Origin of the sequence: Microbacterium sp. BH-3-3-3, assembly GCF_007679045.1 — a bacterium.
Classification (GTDB): domain Bacteria; phylum Actinomycetota; class Actinomycetes; order Actinomycetales; family Microbacteriaceae; genus Microbacterium; species Microbacterium algihabitans.
Genome location: NZ_VEFS01000003.1, coordinates 200,358 through 224,640 on the forward strand (window position 1 = coordinate 200,358; position 24,283 = coordinate 224,640).

General features: G+C 70.9%; 21 protein-coding genes. 5 read left to right on the forward strand and 16 right to left on the reverse strand.

Annotation, left to right across the window (positions count from 1 at the left end):
* Position 1 precedes the first annotated feature (1 nt).
* The gene (locus FS769_RS11285; RefSeq protein WP_144833466.1) at positions 2 to 481 is read right to left on the reverse strand and encodes a hypothetical protein; all 480 of its coding nucleotides are present in this window, start codon (positions 479 to 481) and stop codon (positions 2 to 4) included.
* A 431-nt stretch (positions 482 to 912) separates the two neighbouring features.
* Here FS769_RS11285 and FS769_RS11290 point away from each other — a divergent pair, with 431 nt between their 5' ends.
* Together FS769_RS11290 and FS769_RS11295 are read left to right on the forward strand one after the other, a co-directional pair.
* A complete protein-coding gene (locus FS769_RS11290) occupies positions 913 to 1,818 on the forward strand; it encodes a shikimate dehydrogenase (protein WP_144833468.1) in 906 nt (301 codons plus the stop codon).
* 13 nt (positions 1,819 to 1,831) lie between these two features.
* The gene (locus tag FS769_RS11295) at positions 1,832 to 3,151 is read left to right on the forward strand and encodes an MFS transporter (protein WP_144833470.1); all 1,320 of its coding nucleotides are present in this window, start codon (positions 1,832 to 1,834) and stop codon (positions 3,149 to 3,151) included.
* An 82-nt stretch (positions 3,152 to 3,233) separates the two neighbouring features.
* Here the strand turns inward: FS769_RS11295 and FS769_RS11300 are convergent, their stop codons facing one another.
* The 11 genes from FS769_RS11300 to FS769_RS11350 form a co-directional block, all read right to left on the reverse strand.
* The gene (locus tag FS769_RS11300) at positions 3,234 to 3,770 is read right to left on the reverse strand and encodes a GNAT family N-acetyltransferase (RefSeq protein WP_144833472.1); all 537 of its coding nucleotides are present in this window, start codon (positions 3,768 to 3,770) and stop codon (positions 3,234 to 3,236) included.
* Between the two features lie 34 nt (positions 3,771 to 3,804).
* Entirely contained in the window at positions 3,805 to 4,881 is a 1,077-nt protein-coding gene (gene aroB / locus FS769_RS11305) for a 3-dehydroquinate synthase (RefSeq protein ID WP_144833474.1), read from the reverse strand.
* On the reverse strand, positions 4,878 to 5,366 hold the full coding sequence (locus tag FS769_RS11310) for a shikimate kinase (protein ID WP_144833783.1): 489 nt from the start codon (positions 5,364 to 5,366) through the stop codon (positions 4,878 to 4,880). Before FS769_RS11310 ends, aroB begins: the two co-directional genes overlap by 4 nt.
* Positions 5,367 to 5,556: 190 nt before the next feature.
* Positions 5,557 to 6,783, reverse strand: coding sequence for a chorismate synthase (gene aroC / locus FS769_RS11315; RefSeq protein ID WP_144833476.1), 1,227 nt, complete (start codon positions 6,781 to 6,783; stop codon positions 5,557 to 5,559).
* 4 nt (positions 6,784 to 6,787) lie between these two features.
* The gene (locus FS769_RS11320) at positions 6,788 to 7,624 is read right to left on the reverse strand and encodes a shikimate dehydrogenase (protein WP_144833478.1); all 837 of its coding nucleotides are present in this window, start codon (positions 7,622 to 7,624) and stop codon (positions 6,788 to 6,790) included.
* Positions 7,618 to 9,474 (reverse strand): endolytic transglycosylase MltG, encoded by a 1,857-nt coding sequence (gene mltG, locus FS769_RS11325; protein WP_144833480.1) that lies wholly within the window; start codon positions 9,472 to 9,474, stop codon positions 7,618 to 7,620. The genes FS769_RS11320 and mltG overlap by 7 nt, the downstream gene beginning before the upstream one ends.
* A gap of 2 nt (positions 9,475 to 9,476) precedes the next feature.
* Entirely contained in the window at positions 9,477 to 9,950 is a 474-nt protein-coding gene (ruvX, locus tag FS769_RS11330) for a Holliday junction resolvase RuvX (protein ID WP_144833482.1), read from the reverse strand.
* Complete coding sequence (gene alaS / locus FS769_RS11335) at positions 9,947 to 12,616, reverse strand: alanine--tRNA ligase (RefSeq protein ID WP_144833484.1); 2,670 nt, start codon at positions 12,614 to 12,616, stop codon at positions 9,947 to 9,949. The genes ruvX and alaS overlap by 4 nt, the downstream gene beginning before the upstream one ends.
* A gap of 63 nt (positions 12,617 to 12,679) precedes the next feature.
* Positions 12,680 to 12,967 carry an ATPase gene (locus FS769_RS11340; protein WP_230704630.1) on the reverse strand — a complete coding sequence of 96 codons (288 nt, stop codon included), beginning with the start codon at positions 12,965 to 12,967 and terminating at the stop codon, positions 12,680 to 12,682.
* Positions 12,968 to 13,536: 569 nt separating this feature from the next.
* Positions 13,537 to 14,166, reverse strand: a complete 630-nt coding sequence (rpsD, locus tag FS769_RS11345; protein WP_144833486.1) for a 30S ribosomal protein S4 — start codon at positions 14,164 to 14,166, stop codon at positions 13,537 to 13,539.
* A 188-nt stretch (positions 14,167 to 14,354) separates the two neighbouring features.
* Positions 14,355 to 15,770: a replication-associated recombination protein A gene (locus FS769_RS11350; protein WP_144833488.1), complete on the reverse strand. Its 1,416-nt coding sequence runs from the start codon at positions 15,768 to 15,770 to the stop codon at positions 14,355 to 14,357.
* A 126-nt stretch (positions 15,771 to 15,896) separates the two neighbouring features.
* On the opposite strand from FS769_RS11350, the gene FS769_RS11355 reads away from it, so the two are divergent.
* The 3 genes from FS769_RS11355 to FS769_RS11365 all read left to right on the forward strand — a co-directional run bounded on the left by FS769_RS11355 (position 15,897) and on the right by FS769_RS11365 (position 18,623).
* Positions 15,897 to 16,190, forward strand: a complete 294-nt coding sequence (locus FS769_RS11355; protein WP_262346221.1) for a dioxygenase — start codon at positions 15,897 to 15,899, stop codon at positions 16,188 to 16,190.
* A gap of 81 nt (positions 16,191 to 16,271) precedes the next feature.
* Positions 16,272 to 17,981 (forward strand): DUF349 domain-containing protein, encoded by a 1,710-nt coding sequence (locus FS769_RS11360; RefSeq protein WP_144833492.1) that lies wholly within the window; start codon positions 16,272 to 16,274, stop codon positions 17,979 to 17,981.
* Between the two features lie 78 nt (positions 17,982 to 18,059).
* A complete protein-coding gene (locus FS769_RS11365) occupies positions 18,060 to 18,623 on the forward strand; it encodes a hypothetical protein (protein ID WP_144833493.1) in 564 nt (187 codons plus the stop codon).
* Positions 18,624 to 18,722: 99 nt separating this feature from the next.
* Here the strand turns inward: FS769_RS11365 and FS769_RS11370 are convergent, their stop codons facing one another.
* The 4 genes from FS769_RS11370 to yajC all read right to left on the reverse strand — a co-directional run bounded on the left by FS769_RS11370 (position 18,723) and on the right by yajC (position 24,247).
* Positions 18,723 to 20,972 (reverse strand): bifunctional (p)ppGpp synthetase/guanosine-3',5'-bis(diphosphate) 3'-pyrophosphohydrolase, encoded by a 2,250-nt coding sequence (locus FS769_RS11370; protein ID WP_144833495.1) that lies wholly within the window; start codon positions 20,970 to 20,972, stop codon positions 18,723 to 18,725.
* A 76-nt stretch (positions 20,973 to 21,048) separates the two neighbouring features.
* Positions 21,049 to 22,035, reverse strand: coding sequence for a protein translocase subunit SecF (gene secF, locus FS769_RS11375; protein WP_144833497.1), 987 nt, complete (start codon positions 22,033 to 22,035; stop codon positions 21,049 to 21,051).
* Positions 22,035 to 23,744, reverse strand: a complete 1,710-nt coding sequence (secD, locus tag FS769_RS11380) for a protein translocase subunit SecD (protein ID WP_144833499.1) — start codon at positions 23,742 to 23,744, stop codon at positions 22,035 to 22,037. Before secD ends, secF begins: the two co-directional genes overlap by 1 nt.
* Positions 23,745 to 23,791: 47 nt before the next feature.
* Complete coding sequence (yajC, locus tag FS769_RS11385) at positions 23,792 to 24,247, reverse strand: preprotein translocase subunit YajC (RefSeq protein ID WP_144833501.1); 456 nt, start codon at positions 24,245 to 24,247, stop codon at positions 23,792 to 23,794.
* Between the last annotated feature and the right edge of the window lie 36 nt (positions 24,248 to 24,283).

Genomic DNA, 24,283 nt, shown 5'->3' on the forward strand with positions numbered 1-24,283 from the left:
GTCACCGGTCACCTGCGCTGGCCCCGGGCCCTTCGGCAAGCTCAGGGACCTCGGTTCGCAGGTCGCTGAGCCTGTCGAAGCCACCGGATACCCGCGTGGGCTCGGGCCCTTCGGCAAGCTCAGGGCCCTCGGTTCGCAGGTGGCTGAGCCCGTCGAAGCCACCGGACACCCCGCTGGCTCCGGGCCCTTCGACGAGCTCGGGGACCTCGCGTCGCAGGTGGCTGAGCTTGTCGAAGCCGCCGGTCACCTGCGTGGGCCCGGGCCCTTCGACAAGCTCGGGGACCTCGGTTCGCAGGTGGCTGAGCCTGTCGAAGCCGCCGGTCCTGCGCGTGGGCTCGGGCCCTTCGGCAAGCTCGGGGACCTCGGTTCGCAGGTGGCTGAGCCTGTCGAAGCCACCGGGCATCCCGCTGGCCTCGGGCCCTTCGACGAGCTCAGGGCCCTCGGTTCGCAGGTGGCTGAGCCTGTCGAAGCCGCCGGTCACCTGCGTGGGCCCGGGCCCTTCGACAAGCTCGGGGACCTCGCGTCGCAGGTGGCTGAGCCTGTCGAAGCCACCGGATACCCGCTGGCCTCGGGCCCTTCGACAAGCTCAGGAACCTCGCGTCGCAGGTGGCTGAGCCTGTCGAAGCCACCGGTCCTGCGCGTGGGCTCGGGCCCTTCGGCAAGCTCAGGGCCCTCGGTTCGCAGGTGGCTGAGCCTGTCGAAGCCGCCGGATACCCGCGTGGCCGGGGCCCTTCGACGAGCTCAGGGACCTCGGTTCGCAGGTGGCTGAGCCTGTCGAAGCCACCGGACACGCGCGTGGGCCCCGGGTCCCCGGCATCCGGGATCTCGTCGTTGACACCGCGACGCGAGCGTGGTTTCCTCTGAACGTACCGGTTAGTACATAAGCCGGTGTCGCGGAGACGAAGGAGTACCGTGATCGACTCGCACCCCTATCTCGTGGGCCTCATCGGCACGGGCGTGCTCCCGTCGCTGACGCCGCCCATGCACATGGCCGAGGCGCGTGCGCTCGGGCTCACCTACGTCTACCGTCCGCTCGACCTGACGGCTCTCGGCATCGACCCCGACCGCATCGGCGACGTGCTCGCCTGGGCCGAACGCCTCGGCTACGACGCCGTCAACGTCACCCACCCCTGCAAGCAGAGCGTGCTCGCGCACCTCGACCGCATCGACCCGGTCGCCGCCGCCCTCGGCGCGGTCAACACCGTGCTCTTCACCCCCACCGGACGCGTCGGCCACAACACCGATACGACGGGCTTCGCCGCGGCGTTCACCGACGGGCTCCCGGATGCCGAGACCCGGCACGTCGTCCAGCTCGGCGCCGGCGGGGCAGGGTCGGCCGTCGCCGACGCGCTGCTGCGCCTGGGTACCGCCCGGCTGAGCATCGTCGACCTCGACCCGGCGCGGGCGCAGGGCCTCGCGGACGACCTCGCGGCGCGGCATCCGCTCGCCGTCGTCGACACCTCCTCCCCCGCCGACCTCCCCGCCGTGCTCGCCGATGCCGACGGCCTCGTGCACTGCACCCCCGTCGGCATGGCGGAGCACCCGGGACTCCCCCTCGACGCCGACCTGCTCCGCCCCGAGCTGTGGGTCGCCGACATCGTCTACCGCCCTCTCGACACCGAACTCCTCGTCACCGCGCGCGAGCGCGGATGCCGCACCCTCAGCGGCGGACGCATGGCGGTCCACCAGGCCGTCGACGCCTTCGCCCTCATCACCGGGACGCGACCCGATCCCGACCGCATGACCGCCCACTTCCTCGACCTCGTCACCCCCGGCTCGACCACCGACGTCCCCGTCGGTCCGGCCCTCTCCCGCTAAGGAGCACTCGTCCATGACCACCACCGCAACGACGCGGAAGACTCCCGTGAAGGCGGCCACCGCCAGCTTCATGGGAAGCGCCGTGGAGTACTACGACTTCTTCCTGTTCGGCTCGGCCGCCGCCCTCATCTTCCCGACGGTGTTCTTCCCGTCGGGTGATCAGGCGGCCCTCGTGATGTCGTTCGCGACCTTCGGGTTCGCCTACATCGCGCGTCCCGTGGGCGCCGTGATCCTCGGCCACTTCGGAGACCGCATCGGTCGCCAGAAGGTGCTGATGTTCACGCTCGTGCTGATGGGTCTGTCGACCTTCATCATCGGCTGCCTGCCGGGCTTCGCCCAGATCGGCTGGTTCGCTCCGGTGCTGCTCGTGCTCTGCCGCCTCGCGCAGGGACTCTCGGCCGCCGGGGAGCAGGCGGGCGCTTCGTCGCTCACCCTCGAGCACGCCCCCGACGGGCGTCGGTCGTTCTTCACCTCGTGGACCCTCACCGGCACGCAGGGCGGTCAGATCCTCGCCGCGCTCATCTTCATTCCGGTGGTCGCGCTGCCCGACGACATCAAGTTCTCGTGGGGCTGGCGCATCCCGTTCTGGCTCAGCGCCGTCGTCGTGATCGTGGCGTTCTTCATCCGCCGCAGCCTGCACGAGACGCCCGAGTTCGAGCAGGCCAAGGCCACCGGCCAGATCGCCCGCATGCCCCTGATCCCCCTGCTGAAGAACCACTGGCGCGACGTGCTGCGCGTGATCTGCTGTGCGTTCATCGCCGCCGTCTCGACCGTGTTCGGCACGCTCGCGATCGCCTACGGCAAGGAGCAGGGCCTCGCGGCCAGCGTCACCCTGTGGCTCGTCGTGGTCGCCAACGTCGTCGCGCTGTTCACGCAGCCGCTGTTCGGCAAGCTCGCCGACCGCGTCGGACGCAAGCCCGTGTTCATCTACGGCGCGCTGTCGTCGGCGGTGTTCATGCCGTTCTACATGCTGTCGATGGGCGCGGGGAACGACCTGCTGACCTTCGGTCTCGCGATCCTCACCTTCTCGTGCGGATACGCCGCCGCCAACGCCGTGTGGCCCTCGTTCTACGGCGAGATGTTCAGCACGCGCGTGCGCTTCTCGGGCATGGCGATCGGCACGCAGCTCGGTTTCCTCATGGCCGGCTTCGCGCCCAGCATCGTCGCCGCCCTCGGTGGCGGGTCGGCCGGCGGCTGGGTCGTGATCAGCGTCTTCACCGCGATCATCGCGGTCATCGCCTCGGTGAGCGCCCTGACCGCTCGCGAGACGAAGGACGTTCCCACCGATCAGCTGGGTCTCGCCGCCGAGCGCCGCGTTCCCGCCACGGTCTGACCTCTGACGCGAAAGCCCCGTCTCTCCGTGAGGCGGGGCTTTCGCGTAGGCGGGGTTCTGCGTGCGCGGCGAGACCCGCGCGTCAGAGCGTGCGCAGCGAGCGGCTCATCGCGAGCTCGGGGCCGATCGGGCCGGTGAACTCCTCGCCCGTCGCGACGAACCCGGCGCGGCGATAGGCGGCCTGGGCGCGGACGTTGTCGGCGTGCACGTCGAGGGCGAGCGTGTCGAAGCCCTGCTCGCGGGTCCAGCGGGCGGCGGCGTCGAGCAGTGCGTCGATCGCCCCCGTGCCGCGGAGTTCGGGCGCGACGTACACCCCGACCACGTCGGCGCGCGCGTCGTTGATGCGACGACCGGTGTGGTCGACCTCCCCCACGCGACGCACGAGCACCGTCACCGAACCGAGCCACGCGTCGTCGCGCTCCGCGATGAACATCGCCGCCGCCTCACCCGCGGCGGCGGCCGAGGCGCGGTCGTCCCAGAACTCCTGCGCGCGCGTGCGCTCCTGCTCGAGGGTGGTGAGGAAGGCGATGGATGCCGCCGGGTCGCTCACCGCGCGCAGCCGCAGAGCGCGGACGCGGTCGCCCTCCCCCGCGCGCACGCGGCGCACGGCGACGCTCACGCGCGCGCCTTCTCCACACGGCACCGTGCGGTGCTCACGCACCGACCTCCTGGTACGCCGCGAACAGCAGCGACTCGTCCGGAGCCTGCAGCACGGTCGGGCGGGCGAGGTCGTCGAGCACGATGAAGCGCAGCATGCTGCCGCGGCTCTTCTTGTCGCGCTGCATGGTGGCCTTGAGCGTCTGGAACGCGCCGGCGCGGTAGGTCGTCGGAAGGCCCAGCGACTCCAGCACCGTGCGGTGACGCTGAGCGACGTCGTCGGACAGACGACCGGCCAGACGCGATAGCTCGGCGGCGAACACCATGCCGACCGAGATGGCCGCGCCGTGGCGCCAGCGGTAGCGCTCGGCGTGCTCGATCGCGTGGCCGAGGGTGTGGCCGTAGTTCAGCACTTCGCGGAGCCCTGCCTCGCGCAGGTCTTCGCCGACGACGCGGGCCTTCATGTCGATCGCGAGCTCGACGCAGCGACGGAACGCGTCACCGCGCGGGTCGACGATGCCCGTCGGGTCGGCCTCGATGAGGTCGAGGATCTCCGGATGCCAGATGAAGCCCGCCTTGACCACTTCGGCGAACCCCGCGGTGGCCTCGTTCTTCGACAGCGTGTCGAGAAGGTCGAGGTCGCAGACCACGGCGACCGGAGGCCAGAACGCACCGACGAGGTTCTTGCCCTCGGCGGTGTTGATGCCCGTCTTGCCGCCGACGGCGGCGTCCACCATGCCGAGCACCGTGGTGGGCACCTGCACGAGCGCGACGCCGCGGAGCCAGGTCGCGGCGACGAAGCCGGCGAGGTCGGTGACCGCTCCCCCGCCGAAGCCGATCACGACGTCGGTGCGGGTGAAGTCGGCCTGTCCCATGACCTGCCAGCAGAACGCCGCCACTTCGACGCGCTTGCCCTGCTCGGCATCCGGGATCTCGGCCAGCAGCACCTGGCGGTCGCCGACGAGTTGCGCGCGCAGCGCCTCGGCCTGCTTCGCGAGGGTCGGCGGGTGCACGATGAGCACCTTCTGCGCTCCGGCGGGCAGCTTCTCGCCCAGGGTCGCGAGCAGCCCGCGGCCGACGGTGATGTCGTAACCGGGGTCGCCGGCGACGGAGATGGTCGTGGTGTCGCTCATGGTGCCTCCTGGGCCGGGACGCTCTGCGCCCAGGCCACGATGTCGTCGACCACGCGGGACAACGGCCCCGATGACGTGTCGAACGCGATGTGGGCGGTGGATTCGTAGATGGGCCGGCGCTCCTCGAAGATGCGCAGCCAGCGTTCGGCCGGGTCTTCGCCGCCGAGCAGGGGACGCTCGTCGCCGTGGATGCGCGAAGCCACCACGTGCGGCGACACCGTCAGCAGAACGACACGATGCGCGGTGAGGCGTTCGCGGGTGAGCGGGTCGAGCACGGCTCCCCCACCGAGGGCGACGACTCCGCCGCGCCCGAGGGCCTCGACGACGGCCTCGCGCTCGAGGGCGCGGAAGTGCGGCTCGCCGTGGGCGAGGAACAGGTCGCGGATGGGTCCGTGGTCGCGCACGACGAGCTTGTCGGTGTCGGTGAAGGTCGTGCCGAGCGCACGCGCGACGCGACGACCGACGCTCGTCTTGCCGGCGCCCATCGGACCGATGAGCACGACGGCGGGACCGGGAGCACCGTCGGGCCCGGGTGTCGCCGCGCTGCCGGGCACGCCGGAGATACCGGGTGCGCCGGAGACACCGGGTGCGCCGGAGACACCGGATGCCGCCGCGCTGCCGGCAGCCCCCGGAAGCCCGGGACCCCCGGCGTGCGATTCGTCGGCGGGCACCCGCTCAGGCGAGGTCATGCGCGAGCAGCGCCGCGTCGGACGCGTCGCTCGTGCGCAGCGTCTCGGGCAGGTTCGCCAGGTACGACTCGAGGTTGCGGCGCGTCTCGGCGACGTTGTCGCCCCCGAACTTCTCGAGCACCGCGTCGGCGAGGGTCACGGCGACCATGGCCTCGGCGACCACGCCCGCGGCGGGCACGGCGCAGACGTCGGAACGCTGGTGGTGGGCCGCGGCCGTGTCGCCGGTGGCGACGTCGACGGTGCGCAGCGCCTTGGGGATCGTGGCGATCGGCTTCATGCCCGCGCGCACGCGCAGCACGGTGCCGGTCGACATGCCGCCCTCGGTGCCTCCCGCGCGGTCGGACGAACGTGTGATGCCGCCGTCGGTGGCGAAGAGCTCGTCGTGCGCCTGCGATCCGCGACGGGTGGTGGTGAGGAAGCCGTCGCCGACCTCGACGCCCTTGATCGCCTGGATGCTCATGAGCGCCTGCGCGAGCTTCGCGTCGAGACGGCGGTCCCACTGCACGTGCGAGCCGAGTCCCGGCGGCAGGCCGTAGGCGAGCACCTCGACGACACCGCCGAGGGTGTCGCCCGACTTCTTCGCATCGTCGACCTCGGCGACCATCGCGGCCGACGTGTCGGCGTCGAAGCACCGCAGCGGATCGGCGTCGAGACGGTCGACGTCATCGGGAGTGGGAAGGGCTGCGTCTTCGGGCGTGCGCACCGGACCGATCGACAGCGTGTGGCTGACGAGGCGGATGCCGAGTTCGCCCAGGAACGAGCGGGCGATGGCGCCGAGGGCGACGCGCGCGGCCGTCTCGCGGGCCGAGGCGCGCTCGAGGATGGGCCGCGCTTCGTCGAAGCCGTACTTCTGCATGCCGACGAGGTCGGCGTGGCCGGGGCGCGGGCGCGTGAGGGCGGCGCCGCGGCCGCGCGAGCGGTCGGAGAGTTCGACGGGCTCGGGGCTCATCACCTCGGTCCACTTCGGCCACTCGGTGTTGCCGATGCGCAGCGCGATGGGGCTGCCGATGGTGAAGCCGTGCACGATGCCGGTCGAGAGCGTGAGCTCGTCTTCTTCGAACTTCATGCGCGAGCCGCGGCCGTAGCCCAGTCGCCGACGCGCCAGTTCGGCGCGGATCTGGGCCGAAGAGACGGGGACGCCGGCCGGCATCCCCTCCATGAGGGCGATCAGTTCGGGGCCGTGGGACTCGCCGGCGGTGAGGACGCGAAGCATGTTCCTAGTCTCCCATGAGCGCGATGCGCATTGCGGCCAGCGCCTCGGGCTCGCGTGCGAGGGGCCGCGCCGGGTCCTCCCCCACGAACACCCGCACCTGCAGCAGGGCCTGGTGCAGCAGCATGCCGAGGCCGTCGTGCGCGGCGACGCCCGCGCGTTCCCAGGCGAGAGCGAGTGGCGTCGGCCACCCGCCGTAGACGACGTCGACGAGGGGTCCGGAGGCGGATGCCAAGGCGGTACGGACCGGGCCGAGGTCGGTCCCGCCCGGGAGCGCCGCGATCGTGGCATCCGCCGACTCGAGACGCGGATCGTCGAGCGACCGCGCCCGCACCTCGACACGCAGTGCCGCGCCGAGCTCCGCGAGCCGTGCGGCTGCTTCGGGGCGACGGGCGCGGACTTCGATGGTCGCAGCACCGGCTCGGGCCGCGGCGACCACCGCGGAGGTCGCCGTCGCCCCCGCGCCGAGCACGCGCACCATCCGCGGCGCGCGTACGCCGTACTCCTCGAGGGCGCGGGCGAGGCCGCCGACGTCGGTGTTGAACCCGTGCGGTCCGTCGGCGGTCAGCAGGTACGTGTTGACCGCGCCGGTCAGGCGCGCGTCGTCGTCGAGGGTCGCCGCGCGGGCCGCAGCGACCTGCTTGAGCGGCATCGTGAGCGACAGCCCCCGCCAGGTCGCGTCGAGGGCCTCGATCTCACCGATGAACGAGGCGTCGTCGACCTGGCGTCGGTCGTACTCCCAGTCGAGCCCGAGCACGCCGTAGGCCGCGGTGTGCAGCCGGGGCGACCGCGAGTGTGCGATCGGGTCGCCCCAGACGGCCAGCCGGGTCGGGCCGGTCAGCATCCGCCGTCGGGGTTCTCGCGGCACCAGGCCTGGAACTGGTCGACGGCCTTCAACTGGTCGGCGTAGGTGGTCGAGAACACCGTCTCACCGGTGGCCAGGTTGACGGTCGTGAAGTAGTACCAGGTGCCGTCGACGGGGTGCATGGCCGCGTCGATGGCGAGATCGCCGGCATTCGCGATCGGTCCGACGGGGAGCCCCGGGCGGATGTAGGTGTTCCACGGGTTGTCGCTCGTGAGCGCGTTCTCGCTCGACGACGACGAACCGGCGTCGAGTTCGTTCGCGCCGTACTGGGCCGTGGAGTCCATCTGCAGCAGGCCGTGCGTCTCGGTGTTGTCGGGCTGCAGGCGGTTCTCGATCACGCGCGAGACCTTGTAGAAGTCCTCGCTGCTGCGTGCCTCGCGCTCGATGATCGAGGCGATGATGAGGATCCGCTCGCGATCGCCCTCGGGCACTCCGGCCTTGTCGAGCGACTGCACGGTGCGCTGCACCATGGTCTGGATGACCTGCTGCGCGGTGACGCCCTCGTCGAAGTCGTACGTGGCCGGGAAGATCCAGCCCTCGAGCGTCGAGGCCGGAACCCCGTACTGCGAGGGATCGGCGGTCGCGGCGTCGAGGTCGGCGCGCGGGATCTTGAGCTGCTCCGCGATGAGGTCGAGCGACTGGTTGAGGGTCAGGCCCTCGCGCAGCTGCACCGAGTAGTTCAGTCGGGTGGCCGGGTCTTTCAGCGCCGCGATGACCGCCTCGGAGGTCATCTTCTGCTGCAGCTTGTAGACGCCGGGCTGGAAGGTGAAGCCCACGGCGTTGTCGACCATGTACTTGTACAGCGAGTTCGACGCCTTGGTCACGCCCGCGTCGAAAAGCTTGGGAGAGACCGATTCGCCGGTGTCGCCCGCGACGATCGTCACGCGGGCTTCGCCGGTGGCCTCGCCGGCCGCGTACTCGATCGGTTCGCTCGTGCCCAGGAACTCGCGCACTCGGTCGCCGTACGTGTTCCACACGTACAGGCCGCCGGCGCCGATGCCACCGACGATGACGAGCACGATCGCGAGGGCGATCCACCCGGCGATCCGGTTGCGCTTCTTCGCCGCGCGCGGGGCGTGCTCGCCGATGTCGTGCGTGGTCGTCTGGCCGGTGAAGAGGTCTTCGAGCGACCCCGAGGCGGCGGAACGAGCACCGGATGCCGAGGAGCCTGCGGCGGCGGCTCCGGCGCCGACGAGCAAGGGCTCGCGCTGGGCCTCGCGGCGGGCGTCGCGGTCCGACGGCGCGGGGGTCTGTGCGGCGTGCGGGGCCGCTGCGGATCGCTCGGATGCAGGCTGGGCGGTCGGCTGCGGCGCCGCGGGTGCGGGCTCCGCGGCGGCGGCGCGGCGGGCGGCCTCCGACGAGAGGGCGGGGCCATCGTTGCCTCGGCGGACCGGGCCGGGCTGGGCCAGGTCGTCTCCGCGGAGAGCGGGGGCGGATGCCGTGCGCCGGGGCGCGGCATCCGGAACCTCCGCGGCCGGGACGGCCGTCGGCACGACGGTGGGGCCGTCGTCGGCCGCGCGCGGGGCGGGCGCGGGGGCTGGGCTGTCCTGCGCGGTGGGGCGCGCGGTCTCGACTGGCGGAGCCACGGGGGTGTCTTCGGGGGCACGGCGGGCCGCATCGAAGCGCGGGGCGGCGTCGGGCGTCGGGGCGTCGGACGACTCGGGAGTGGGGGTCGGACCCGTCGACGTGCGCCGGGCCTCGCGCGCGGCCCGGCGCGACGGGGGTGCGGCGTCGTCGCCGGATGAAGACCGCGCGGCCCGGCGGGGGTCGGGCAGACGGCCGTACAGGTCGGCGAACGGATCGTTCTCGGGGGGCTGGTTCTCGGGCATTGTCAGGCGGGCTCCTGTCCCGGTGTGACGGCGGGTCCGGCCGGCTCGCCGGACTGTCGCTCCACGTCGAGCGCCTGCTGCAGCAGGACCACAGCGGCGACTTGATCCACAATGCTACGAGAATCGCGCTGGGAACGTCCTGCTTCCCGCAAGACGCCGTGCGCCGACACCGTGCTCAGACGCTCGTCGACCAAGCGCACCGGCATCGGCAGGGCGTCGGCGAGGGCTTGGGCGAACGCCCGCGCGTCGGTGGTCGAGGGCGTGTCGTCGCCGCGCAGGTTCAGCGGCAGACCGACGAGCACCTCGAACGCCTCGTACTCGGCGGCGAGGGCGACGATGCGTCGCACCGGCTCCTTCTTGCGTTGGACCGTCTCGACCGGAACGGCGAGCACGCCGTCGGGGTCGGAGCGCGCCACGCCCACGCGGGCGCGCCCCACATCGATGCCGAGGCGGATACCGCGGCGGAACTCCGTCACGCGGTGGTCGCCCGCACGTCGGCGACGATGCCGTCGAGCGCCTGCGGGAGGGCCGCGGCATCCGTTCCACCGCCCTGCGCGACATCGGGGCGTCCGCCGCCTCCGCCGCCGAGCACACCGGCGGCGTTCTTGGCCAGGGCGCCCGCGGCGAGACCGCGCTCGCGCGCCGCGTCGTTGGTGACGACGACGACGGTGGCACGCCCACCCGCGACGGTCGCGAGCGCCACCACGGCCGGGTCGGTGCCCAGGCGGTCGCGCACCTGCAGCGCGAGCGAGCGCACGTCGTCGGCCGACGCGCCCTCCCCCAGGCTCTGTGCGACGACGCGCACCGTTCCGACCGCGACGGCCGACTCGACCAGCTGCGGCAGGCGACCGGTCAGGGCCTGCGCCTCGAAGGTCGCGATCTTCTTCTCGGCGGCCTTGAGGTTGGCGGCGAGCTCGGCGATGCGCGCGGGCAGCTGCTCGCGCGGCGTCTTCAGGCTCGAGCTGAGCTGCGAGACGATCGCGCGCTCGGCGGCGAGGTCTCGGAAGGCGTCGAGACCGACGAGGGCTTCGACTCGGCGGTTGGAGGCGCCGACCGACTGCTCGCCGACGAGGTTGACCAGGCCGATTTCAGCGCTGCGGGCGACGTGGGTGCCACCGCACAGCTCACGCGACCAGGGGCCGCCGATGTCGACCATGCGCACGGTGTCGCCGTACTTCTCGCCGAACAGCGCCATGGCGCCGGCGGCCTTCGCCTCGTCGAGCGACATCACGCGGGTGGTGACCTCGAGGTTGTCGCGGACGGCGTTGTTAGCGATGTCCTCGATCTCGGTGCGGGTCTCGGGCGACAGCGCCGAGCCCCAGCTGAAGTCGAAGCGCATGTAACCGGCGCGGTTGAGCGAACCGGTCTGCGTCGCGCTCTTGCCGAGCGTGTCGCGGATGGCCGCGTGCACGAGGTGCGTCGCGGTGTGCGCCTGCTGAGCCGCGTGGCGGTTGAGCGCGTCGACCACGGTCGTCGCGGGGGCGCCGACTGACACCTCGCCGGTGGTGACCTCGACGGTGTGGCTGACCAGGCCCGGAACGGGGCGCTGCACGTCGAGCACCTCGAGCTCGTAGCCCGGGCCGACGATGACGCCCTTGTCGGCGACCTGGCCGCCCGACTCGGCGTACAGGGCGGTCTCGGCGAGGATGACCTCGGCGATCTGGCCCTCCGACGCGCGGTCGGTGCCCTGGCCCTGCACGAGGATGCCGAGGATCTTCGACTCGGTCTGCATCTCGGTGTAGCCGGTGAACACGGTCTCGCCCAGCGCGCGGAACTCGCGGTATGCGCTCTGGTCGGCGATCGCTCCCTTGCGGGCGCGGGCATCGGCCTTGGCGCGCGTGCGCTGCTCGAGCATGAGCGTGTCGAACGCGGCACGGTCGACCGACAAGCCCGCCTCTTCGGCGATCTCGAGCGTCAGGTCGATCGGGAAGCCGTAGGTGTCGTGCAGGAGGAACGCCTCGGAGCCCGACAGGGTAATGCCGCCGCCGTTCTTGGCCTCGACGACCGACTGGTCGAGGATCGCCGACCCGGCCGCGAGCGTGCGCAGGAACGTCTGCTCCTCGGCGATCGCGTAGGCCGAGAGGCGCGCGTAGTCGGCCTCGACCTCGGGGTACGACTCCTTCATCGCGTCGCGCGAGGCGGCGAACAGTTCGGGGAAGGTCGCACCCTCGACGCCCAGCAGGCGCATCGAGCGGATCGCGCGGCGCATGATGCGGCGCAGGATGTAGCCGCGTCCTTCGTTCGAGGGGGTCACGCCGTCGGCGAGCAGCATGAGCGAGGAGCGCACGTGGTCGGCGACGATGCGCAGGCGCACGTCGTCTTCGTGCGATTCCTGGCCGTACGACTTGCCCGCGAGCTTCGCGGCCAGGTCGAGCACGGGGCGCACCTGGTCGGTCTCGTACATGTTGTCGACGCCCTGCTTGATGAACGCGATGCGCTCGAGGCCCATGCCGGTGTCGATGTTCTTCGCGGGCAGCTCGCCGACGATGTCGAAGTCGTACTTCGTGCGCACGTTGGTGATCTCGTACTGCATGAACACGAGGTTCCAGATCTCGACGTAGCGGTCGTCATCGGTCGCGGGACCGCCGTCGATGCCGTATGCGGGACCGCGGTCGAAGAAGATCTCCGAGCAGGGGCCGGCGGGGCCCGGCAGGCCGGTCGACCAGTAGTTCGTGTCCTTGCCGAGGCGCTGGATGCGCTCGTCGGGCAGGGTGCTGAGCTTCAGCCAGAGGTCGCGGGCCTCGTCGTCCTCTTCGTAGACGGTGACCCACAGATCCTTCGGGTCGAAGGCGAGTCCGCCCTCCGACTCGGGCGCGGTGAGCAGCTCCCACGCGAAGCGGATCGCGTCTTCCTTGAAGTAGTCGCCGAACGACCAGTTGCCGAGCATCTGGAAGAAGGTGCCGTGACGCGGGGTCTTGCCGACCTCTTCGATGTCGTTGGTGCGAATGCACTTCTGCACGTCGGCCGCGCGGGGGTACGGCGGCGGCACGACACCGCTGAGGTACGGGATGAAGGGCACCATGCCCGCCACGGTGAACAGCAGGGCCGGGTCGTCGGTGACGAGCGAGGCCGAGGGGACGATCGTGTGGTTCTTCTTCTCGAAGAAGTCGAGGAAGCGCTGGGCGATCTCGGCGGTTTTCATGGCGGGTCTTTCCGTGCGCGTGCGGATTCGCCCCGGTGTTCGGGGACGGATGCCGCAGGGAGGTCAGTCGGAGGAGGAAACGGCCTTCGTGGCCGTAGCGGCGGCGTCGCCCACGGCATCCGCGGTCTTGTCGACAGCGGCGGCGGCGACGCCCTTGGCGTCGTCGATGATCTCGGAGAGTCGGGTCTCCTGCTGGTGGTAGGCGTCGCTCATACGGTCGGTGAACTCGCCGATGCGCGAGTCGAGCTGGGCGAGCACCTCCTGCCCGCGCGGGTCCTTGTTGACCAGGTGGGCGGCGACGAAACCACCGGCGATACCCAACGCGAACCAGACGAGGCTTTTCACGATCACCACTTCTTCCTCGATACGACGCCGCGATCGCGGCATCCCTCATCGTAAGCGACGGCCCCCGCGGCGCGCGCGTCCACCGACGGGATGCCGTGGAGTCGGCCCGTCCCCAGCCGCCTGCGGGCGCTTCCCGCCGCCGTCGCGTCGCGGAGCGCTGCCGTGTCGGAGCGGCCGCGTGTCCTGACACGACGCAGGAGTTCTGCCTCATCGGTGGCTCGCGGCCCTGCGTGCGTAGGGCTGCGGCGCCGAGACTGCTGCGTTGCGTCCCTCTCGCCCGCGACGGGTGCCCGGCGCCGGCAGGAAGTCCGGGCGGACACAACGCAGGAGATCGGACGCGGATCCGCCCGTTGCCCCCGGATTGCCGACCGTTGACGGCGGATCTCCTGCGTCGTGTCCGGGGAGGCCGGTGCTCGGGCTGAGAACGACGAACGGCCGCGCGGGAGTGCGACCCGGGAACGACGAAGGGCCACGCGGGAGCGCGACCCCGAAAGGACGAAGGGCGGCGTGACAGCGCGACCCGGGAACGACGAAGGGCGCCGGGAGAACCCGACGCCCTTCTCTGCTCGCTGAGATCAGCGGGCGGCGTAGTACTCGACGACGAGCTGAACTTCACACGTCACGGGAACCTCGGCGCGCTTGGGGCGGCGCAGAAGCTTCGCCTGCAGCGTGGAGAGGTCGACCTCGAGATAGCCCGGAACGGGGGGCAGCACTTCGGCGTGCCCACCGGCGGCGGCGACCTGGAAGGGCTCGAGGCCCTCGCTCTTGGTCTTGACGTGGATCAGCTGTCCCGGCTTGACGCGGAACGACGGGCGGTCCACGAGCTGGCCGTCGACCATGATGTGGCGGTGCACGACGAGCTGGCGAGCCTGCGCGGTGGTGCGGGCGAAGCCCGAACGCACGACGAGGGCGTCCAGACGCATCTCGAGCAGCTCGACCAGGTTCTCACCGGTCAGGCCGTCGGTGCGGCGGGCCTCGTTGAACGCGATGCGAAGCTGCTTCTCGCGGATGCCGTACTGCTCGCGCAGACGCTGCTTCTCACGGAGACGGACGGCGTAGTCGCTGTCGGCCTTGCGCTTGGTGCGGCCGTGCTCACCGGGAGCGTAGGGACGCTTCTCGAGGTAGCGGGCGGCCTTGGGGGTGAGTGCGACGCCGAGGGCGCGCGACAGACGCACCTTGCGGCGGTCCTGAGACTTCGTGGTCACGAAGTTCTCCTTCCGATGACGTGGCCGCGCCTTTCACGGCTCACGGGCGTATCGCCCCCTTCCGCCCGATCCGAAGCGCACGCCGGGGCGCACCGGAAGGTGATCACAGGAAGGAGGGGATGCCCGAAAACCCTGTTTCGAGCCGGTTCATGCTATCAGAGCGCGCCGGGAGCATGCCTGATGCCGCGTCAGCGCCCCTCGAGGATGCGGCGGATCTTCTCGAGACGCGCCGACACGTCGCGTTCGGCACCGTGACTGGTGGGTTCGTAGTACCGCTTGCCGACGAGCTCGTCGGGCAGGTACTGCTGCGTGACGATGCCGATGTCGCTGTCGTGCGCGTACTTGTAGCCCTTGCCGTGCCCGAGTCGCTTGGCGCCGGGATAATGGGCGTCGCGTAGGTGCATCGGCACGCGTCCGAACCCGCCCGCGCGCACGTCGGCGATCGCGGCGTTGATGGCGTTGTAGGCGGCGTTCGACTTGGCGGTCGTGGCGAGGTACACGGTCGCCTCGGCAAGGGGGATGCGTCCCTCAGGCATGCCGATGAACGCGACCGCGTCGGCCGCGGCGACCGCGATCTGCAGGGCCTGCGGGTCGGCCATGCCGATGTCTTCCGCGGCCGAGATGACCAGGCGCCGCGCGATGAAGCGGGGGTCCTCGCCCGCCTCGATCATGCGCGCGAGGTAGTGGATCGCGGCATCCGGATCCGACCCCCGCACCGACTTGATGAAGGCGCTGATGACGTCGTAGTGCTCGTCGCCCTGGCGGTCGTAGCGGAGCAGGGCGCGGTCGACGGCCTGGGCGATGTGGTCGGCGGTGATGACGGGGAGCTCGTCTCCCCCGCCGGTGAACGGACCGGGATCGTCGTCGTCGTCGGAGTCGTCTTCGTCCTCGGCGTCGCGGACGGCCGGTGCGGTCGCCCCCGCATCGTCGCCCGCGACAGAGGCCGCCGCCTCGAGGGCGGTGAGGGCGCGTCGGGCGTCGCCGGAGGCCAGGCGCACCAGGGCCGCCCGGGCGTCGTCGTCGAGCACCACGCGTCCGGCGAGGCCGCGGGGGTCGGCCACCGCGCGATCCACCAGGGCTCCGAGGTCGTCGTCGCCGAGGGGACGCAGGGTCAGCAGGAGCGAGCGCGAGAGCAGGGGCGAGATCACCGAGAACGACGGGTTCTCGGTGGTCGCGGCGATGAGCACGACCCAGCCGTTCTCGACGCCGGGCAGCAGCGCGTCTTGCTGGGCCTTGGTGAAGCGGTGGATCTCGTCGAGGAACAGGATCGTCGACTGCCCGTACAGATCGCGCTGGGTGAGGGCTTCTTGCATGACCTCGCGCACGTCTTTGACGCCCGCGGTGATCGCCGACAACTCCACGAAGCGTCGCCCCGACGATCGGGCGATGGCCTGGGCGAGCGTCGTCTTGCCGGTGCCGGGCGGGCCCCAGAGGATGACCGAGGCCGCCGACGCGGATGACGAGGAGTCGGTCGTCGCGAGTGTGACCAACGGCGATCCCGGTCGCAGCAAGTGCCCTTGGCCGGCGACCTCGTCGAGGCTGGTCGGCCGCATGCGCACGGCGAGCGGCGTCTGGCCCTGAAAGAGGGCGGAGGAAGGGGTCACCCCTCCAGGCTAACCGCGGCCTCCGACATCGAGCCCGGGCGGGCGGACCGCGACGGGCGCGGGCGGGAATGTCGCGCGGGCGCCGCTTTGTAGGATCGAAGGGCCCGTGACGGGCGAGAGGAGTCGATGGTGGCGACGCGCGGAAAAGACCGGCAGACGCGGGAGCAGCGCGAGCGCGCCCGCACCTACCAGGCGCGGCTCGAGCTGCACGAGCGACAGGGACGACGCCGTCGGCGCGACAACCTACTCGCCGTCGTGGTCGGTCTCGTCGTGATCGCCGGAGCCATCGGCGTGCAGACCGCGTACTTCGTGGCCGGGCCCGGTGCTCCCGCGCCCTCGCCGTCGACGCCCGCCACGCCCGCGTCGACGCCCGACACCTCCCCCTCCGCGCCTGCTCCCGCGGCGACGCCGACGCCCTGATCCTGTCTCGCGGGGGCCGCGCGTACTAGGCTCGGAGGGTCCTTCTCCCCCAGGCGGTTCTGCCGCGATGAGGTGCTACCCGTGACTTCCGTCCCCACCCCCGAGTCCTCCGACCCGCGCGACGCCGCGAACGACGTCGAGGTCGACACCACCCAGGCCGACAGCGCCGAGACGGCCGAGGCCGTCGAGGCTCCGGATGCCGCGGCCTCCGACGACCTGACGGCCCCGGTCTCCGCCGATGAGACGTCGGACGCTCCCGCCGAGGAATCCCCCGTCGAAGACGCGGCCGCGGCTGACGCCCCCGCCGCTGACGAGGCCTCCGTCGAGGATGCCTCTGCGGAGGACGCGCCCGCCGAGGGTGCTCCTGCGGACGAGGCTCCCGCCGCGGACGCCGTCGAGGACGCCCCCGCTGAGGACGCTGCCGCCGCTGAGGCTCCCGCCGAAGACGCCCCTGCCGAGGACGCGTCCGCGAACGATGAGGCCCCCGCCGCCCCGGCGGCCCCCGGCCCCCGCCCCGGTGCGCGCGTGCCCGGTCCCCCGCCCGGCAAGAAGGCCTCCACCTCGTCGACCGAGCCCTGGGGCCGCGTCGATGACGAAGGCACCGTGTCGGTCCGCGAGGGCGACGAGTGGCGCGTCGTCGGGCAGTACCCCGACGGCACCCCCGCCGAGGCCCTCGCCTACTTCCAACGCAAGTTCGCCGACCTCGCCGGCGAGGTCACGCTGCTCGAGACCCGTCACCGTCGCGGTGGCGCCTCGGCGTCCGACCTGCGCGCCGCGGCCAAGGCGCTGCACGGCAAGCTCGACGGTGCCGCAGCGGTCGGCGACCTCTCGGCTCTGATCACCCGCGTCGACGCCCTCACCTCCGAACTCGCCGAGGCGAGTGAGACCGAGGCCGTCGCCGCCAAGCAGGCCACCGAAGAGGCCGTGCGCGAGCGCACCGCGATCGTCGAAGAGGCCGAGGCCCTGGCCGCTCGCGACCCGCAGACGGTGCAGTGGAAGCAGATGACGGCCGACATGACCGCGTTGTTCGACCGGTGGCAGGCCCACCAGCAGAACGGTCCGCGCCTGTCGAAGTCGACCGCCCAGCAGCTATGGCGCCGCTTCCGCGACGCCCGCGCCACGGTCGACCGCCACCGCCGCGAGTTCTTCTCGTCGCTCGACGAGACCCACAAGGCCGCGCGCGAGGCGAAGACCCGCCTGGTGGAGCGTGCCGAGGCACTCGCCCCCCGTGGCGAAGACGGCATCGGCGCGTACCGCGATCTGCTCGACGCGTGGAAGGCCACCGGCCGCGCCGGCCGCAAGGTCGACGACGCCCTGTGGGCGCGCTTCAAGGCCGCCGGCGACGCGCTCTACGGCGCGCGCATCGAGCGCGAGTCGGCCGACGCCGAGGCGTCGAAGGAGAAGATCGAGCAGAAGCGCGTGCTGCTGCAGGAGGCCGCTCCGATCGTCGATGAGAAGAACATCGCCACGGCGCGCCAGAAGCTCACCGCGATCCAGCGTCAGTGGGACGAGATCGGTCGCATCTTCCCCCGCGACAAGGAGCGCGCCCTCGACGACGAGCTCCGCAACATCGAGCAGAGCGTGCGCACCCGCGAAGACGCCGACTGGAAGCGCAACGATCCCGAGCAGAAGGCGCGCGCCAACGACATGACGCGTCAGCTCACCGACGCCATCGACAAGCTCGAGGCCGAGCTCGCCGCCGCCGAGGCCAAGGGCGACAAGCGCGCCGTGGCCCAGACGCAGGAGGCCCTCGAGGCGCGCCGCACCTGGCTGCGCGCTCTCGGCGGCTGAACAGGCCGACCCACCGGGTTATCCACAGGCTGACGGACTTCCGTCACGGGGCGACACCGTTCCCGCCACACTGGCGGAATGGTGTCGCCCTTCCTGTTCTTCCCCGGTGAGCGTCTGTCGATCGCCGAGCTCACCGCTGCGTGCCTCGACGGCATCCTGGTCCCGCTCGGGGCGGGCTACATCCCCGCCGATGCCGTCGAGACGCCGTGGATGCGCGCGCGCAGCATCGCCCCGCTCGTGGGTGAGCGGTGGGCGGCGATCCGCCTGAGCGCGGCGTGGATCCACGGCGGGGTGCTGACCGAACCGTATCGACACCACGTGCAGCGCGTCGCGGCCACCCGCGCCCGCGCGCCGCACGACGCGCGCGTCGTGTCTCACGAGGTGCGCCTTGCGGCCGCCGACGTGCGGCAGGTGGCGGGGGTGTCGGTCACCGCACCCGTACGCACCCTCGTCGACCTCGCGCGCAGCGACGACGAGACCGAGCGTCATGCCGCTCGCATGTGGGCCGCCGATGATCCCGGAGCTCGGGATGACGCGGTCGAGTGGCTCGCGCGGCATCCGCGATTCCCTTTCGCCCGTCGCGCCGCCGACGTGCTCGCGCAGACGGCGGCGGGTTGGTCCGAGTCGCAGGCCACGAGCTGACGCGTCGGATCCCCCGGCCGCCGTGACGATCCACGATTGAATCGAGCGAGACGGCGCACGGGCAGACCGGCACGCGGCCTCGGTCGTGAGACGCCGGCCTTACGACGAGGTGACGCGGTACACGTCGTAGACGGCGTCGATGCGGCGCACGGCGTTGAGCACCCGGTCGAGGTGCACGGTGTCGCCCATCTCGAACACGAACTTGCTCAGGGCGAGGCGGTCGTTGGTGGTCGATACGGTCGCCGAGAGGATGTTGACGTGATGCTCGCTGAGCACGCGCGTGACGTCGCTCAGCAGACCCGAGCGGTCGAGGGCCTCGACTTGGATCTGCACGAGGAACACGCTCTTGGTCGTCGGCGCCCACTCGACCTCGATGAGACGGTCGGGTTCTTCCTTGAGCGAGCGCACGTTGGTGCAGTCGCCGCGGTGCACCGAGACTCCGCTGCCGCGCGTGACGAAGCCGACGATCTCGTCGCCGGGCACGGGCGTGCAGCACTTGGCGAGCTTGACGAGGATGTCGGGGGCTCCGCGCACGAGGACGCCGGAGTCTCCGCCGCGCGGGGCGCGGCTGCGCCCGACGGGGATGTCGATGGGACCGGTGTTGGTCTCTTCGGCGCTGACGAGCGCGGTGACCTTCTCGATGACCGACTGGGTCGAGACGTGGCCTTCTCCGACCGCGGCGTACAGGGCGGAGACGTCTTCGTAGTGGAACTGCCGCGCCACCTCGGTGAACGAGTCCTGGTTCATCAGGCGCTGCAGCGGCAGGTTCTGCCGGCGCATCGCGCGCGCGATGGAGTCCTTGCCCTGCTCGATGGCCTCTTCGCGACGCTCCTTGGTGAACCACCCGCGGATCTTGTTGCGCGCGCGGGTGCTCTTGACGAAGCCGAGCCAGTCCTGGCTGGGGCCGGCATCGGGGTTCTTCGAGGTGAAGACCTCGACGACGTCGCCGCTCTGCAGAGTCGACTCCAGCGGCACGAGGCGACCGTTGACCTTGGCGCCCATCGTGCGGTGGCCGATCTCGGTGTGCACGGCGTAGGCGAAGTCGACGGGGGTGGCGCCGGTGGGAAGACCCACGACGCGCCCCTTCGGCGTGAAGACGTAGACCTCTTTGGCGCCGATCTCGAAGCGCAGCGAGTCGAGGAACTCCCCCGGGTCGGCGGTCTCGGCCTGCCAGTCGGAGATGTGCGCGATCCACGCCATGTCAGCGTCGACGGCCTTCGCGTCGGTCTTGCCGCCGGCCATACGCTCTTTGTACTTCCAGTGCGCGGCCACGCCGAACTCGGCCTGCTGGTGCATCTCGTTCGTGCGGATCTGGATCTCGACCGTGCGTCCGCCCGGGCCGATCACCGTCGTGTGCAGCGACTGGTACAGGTTGAACTTGGGCGTGGCGATGTAGTCCTTGAACCGCCCGGGCAGCGGTGTCCACCGCGCGTGGATTGCGCCGAGCACCGCGTAGCAGTCCCGCACGGTCCCGACGAGGATGCGGATGCCAATGAGGTCGTAGATGTCATCGAACTCGCGGCCCCGCACGACCATCTTCTGGTACACCGAGTACAGCTGCTTCGGTCGACCCATGACGCGCCCGCGCACGCGGAGCTCGCGCAGGTCGGCGTCGACGGCGTCGATCACGTTCTGCACGTACTGCTCGCGCTGCGGGGTGCGCTGTTTGACGAGGCTCTCGATCTCGGCGTAGAGCTTGGGGTGCATGACCGCGAACGAGAGGTCTTCGAGCTCGCTCTTGATCGCCTGGATGCCGAGGCGGTGAGCCAGCGGGGCGTAGATCTCGAGCGTCTCAGTGGCCTTCTTGGCCGCCTTGTGGGGCGGCACGAAGCCCCAGGTGCGCGCGTTGTGCAGGCGGTCGGCGAGCTTGATCAGCAGCACGCGGATGTCTTTCGACATCGCCACGATCATCTTGCGGACGGTCTCGGCCTGCGCGCTGTCGCCGTATTTGACCTTGTCGAGCTTGGTGACGCCGTCGACGAGCATCGCCACCTCGTCGCCGAAGTCGGCGGCCAGCTCGTCGAGCGGGTAGTCGGTGTCTTCGACCGTGTCGTGCAGGAGGGCCGCGGCGATGGCCTTCGGTCCCAACCCCAGCTCGGCGAGGATCTGCGCGACGGCGAGCGGGTGCGTGATGTACGGCTCGCCGCTCTGACGCTTCTGTCCGTCGTGCGCCTTGTCGGCGACGGCGTAGGCACGCTCGATGATCGCGAGATCACCCTTGGGGTGATGCGTGCGCACCGTTCGCAGCAGCTTGTCGACGTCGTCGCGACGGGCGGCTCGCGAGAAGATGCGCGGCACGAGGCGTCGCAGCGAGGACGGCGGCGGCGCGGAGGATGCGGTCTCGGTCATCGCCACCCCTTCCTCACGGCCAGTCGATCAAGTCTACGCCCCGCGCGATGCCCCGGAGAGCGGCGGGGCCCCGGCCTCAGGCCGGGACGCCCGCCTTCTCGCGCGCGGCGACGACGCGGGCGTCGCGCTGGGCGATGGGCTTCTCCGACTCGCGCAGCAGCGCGTACATCGGCACGGCGACGAACAGGGTCGAGTAGGCCGCGACGATCGTGCCGACGAAAATCGACAGTGAGATGTCGCTCAGCGTGCGGGCACCGAGCGGAACACCGATGAAGAGGATCGCACCGACCGGGAGCACGGCCACGACCGTCGTGTTGATCGAGCGGATCAGCGTCTGGTTGGCGGCGAGGTTGACCGACTCCGCGAAGGTGCGGCCGGAGATCTCGCCGTCTTCCCTCGTGTTCTCGCGCACCTTGTCGAAGACGACGGTGGTGTCGTAGAGGGCGTAGGAGAGGATCGTGAGGAAGCCGATCACCGCCGCGGGCGAGATCTCGAACCCGAACACCGCGTACACGCCGATGGTGATGACGAGCACGTCGACCAGGCCGATGATCGCGGCGACCGACATCTTCCACGTGCGGAAGTACAGCGCGAGGATGAGGAAGGTCAGCGCGAGGAAGATCGCCAGACCCCACAGCGACTGACGCGTGACGTCGGCGCCCCAGGTGGGACCGATGAACGAGTCGGTCACCTCGGCGGAGGGCACGTCGTACGCGCTCGCGAGCGCGGCCGAGACGGCCTGCGTCTGGTCGCTGCCGAGCTGGTCGGTCTGCACGCGGACGGCCTGGTCGCTGATCGTGGTGACGCGCGTCTGCGCGCCCGGCACGACCGAGGTCACCGCGTTCGTCGCGAGCGACTGGTCGAAGCTCGCGGGGTTCGACACGGTGAACTGCGACCCACCCGTGAACTCGATCGAGAACTGCACGGGGCGGATGAAGGGCACGAGCGCCGCGCCGATGACGAGCACCGCCGCGATGATGAACCACAGGCGACGACGCTGCACGAACGGGAACGAGGTCTTCCCGGAGTAGAGGTCGTTTCCGAGCTGAGACATGGAGCGCATCAGTCGTCTCCCTCCTTCGTGGAGCGGCTATCGCCGCGGGACGCGGCAGCGAGCTCGGCCTGCTTGCGTTCGGCGATCGTCTGCCGACGTGCGGCCTCGCCCCGCGAGCGCTTGGAGCGACCGCTGTCGACGACCGGGGCGCGGAACTCCGCACGACCGCGGTAGACGGCCCCGAGCGCGTTGGGGTCCATCCCCGAGAGCGGGTGGCCCGAGCCGAAGAAGCGCGTTCGCGCCAGCAGCTGCATGACCGGGTGGGTGAACAGGATGAAGATCAGGATGTCGATCGCCGTGGTCAGGCCCAGGGTGAACGCGAAGCCCTTCACCGTGGCATCCGCGAGGATGTACAGCACGACGGCGGCGAGGATGTTGATCGACTTCGAGATGTAGATCGTGCGCTTGGCGCGACCCCATCCGTCTTCGACGGCCGCGGTGATCGACTTGCCGTCGCGCAACTCGTCGCGGATGCGTTCGAAGTACACGATGAACGAGTCGGCGGTGAAGCCGATCGTGACGATCAGACCCGCGACACCGGCGAGCGACAGGCGGAAGCCGGCGCGCCACGCGAGGATGCAGATCGCGGCGTAGGTCAACACCGCCATCACGGCGAGAGACGCGATGATCACCGTGCCCAGGGCCCGGTAGACGATCAGCGAATAGATCGCGACGAGGCCGAGGCCGATGAGGCCGGCGATCAGACCGACCTGCAGCTGCTGCGAACCGAGTGTCGCCGACACGGTGTCACTGCTGACGACGGTGAAGCTCAGCGGCAGGGCGCCGTACTTCAGCTGGTCGGCGAGGGCCTTCGACGACTCCTGCGTGAAGCTGCCCGTGATGCTGGGGCGGCCGTCGAGGATGATGCCGTTCATCGAGGGAGCCGACAGCACCTGACCGTCGAGCACGAACGCGAACTGGTTGAAGGGTGCCTGCTTGCCGTAAAGGCGCTGGCTGATCTCGCCGAACTTCTGGGTGCCCTGGTCGTTGAAGACGAGGTTGACGGCCCAGCGGCCGGTGTTCTGTTCCTGGCCGTTCGTGGCGTCGACGATGTCGTTTCCGTCGAGCTCGACGGGTCCGAGGATGTACTTCGTGCCGTCCTGGAGCCCGCACGTGATCATCGGCTGGTCTGCCGGGGCCTGCGCGGGGTTGCTCGGCGGGTTCGCGCAGTCGTACGAGAGGAACTGCGCCTGCAGAGCCGGGGTGATGTACGCCGGGTCGCTCGCGTCGGTCGGCGACGCGGTGGGCGTGGCCGGCAGGCTCGGGTCGGGCGTCGGGTACGGCGTGGAGTTGCCGTCGGCGCCGACGAACGTCGTGGCCGGCGAGCCCGTGAACAGCACGGGACGCAGCTGAAGCTGCGCGGCGCTCTGGATCCGCTGGCGGGTGGCCTCGTCGGCCTGGCCGGGGATCTGCACGACGATGTTCTGTCCGCCCTCGGTGGCCACGTCGGCCTCGCCGACGCCCGAGGCGTCGACGCGCTGGCGGATGATCGACACGGCCTGCTGCAGCTGATCGCTGTCGGGCGCGGCGCCGTCGGTGGTCTGGGCCTGCAGGATGATCTGCGTGCCGCCCTGGAGGTCGAGCGCGAGCTCGGGAGACCAGGAACTGGCGTTGAAGGTGTACACGCCGAGCGCGTTGATGCCGAACAGCACGCCGGTGATGGCGAGCAGTCCGGTCAACACGCGCCAGGCATGACGGACAGGAGTCGAGGGCGCCACGGAGTCGGCTTTCTGTGCGGCGGGCGAGTACGGCGGAAGAGCGGAGGTCAGGCCTGCGGGCGGTCCTTGTCGGTCTGCTCGGCCTCGGTGTGCTGACGGGCGGCGCGCTGGTCGTCGCTGATCGAGGTGATGTCGTGGTCGGCGACGCCCGCGATGTATTCGGCCTCGGACTCCTCGGCCTCGATGAACTCGTCTTCGGTGACGGCGCCCTGGGCGGCGTCGACGATGCGGAGCACGGCCTGGCTGTGCACCTTGATGACCACGCCGGGCGCGATCTCGACCAGCGCGGGCTTGTCGAGGTCTTCACCGTCGTACTCGACGATGGTGCCGTACAGGCCGCCCTGCAGCAGGACCTCGGCGCCGGCGACGGTCTCGCGGGCCTTCTTCTCCTGCTCGGCCTTCTGCTTCTGCATGCGGCGGCGCGAGCTCCAGAACATGAAGACCAGCAGGCCGATGAGCAGGATGATGAGGCCGTAATCGGAGAAGAACCGGGCGATATCCATCGAGGCGGTGCACCTTTCAAAGTCAGGCGCGCCGTG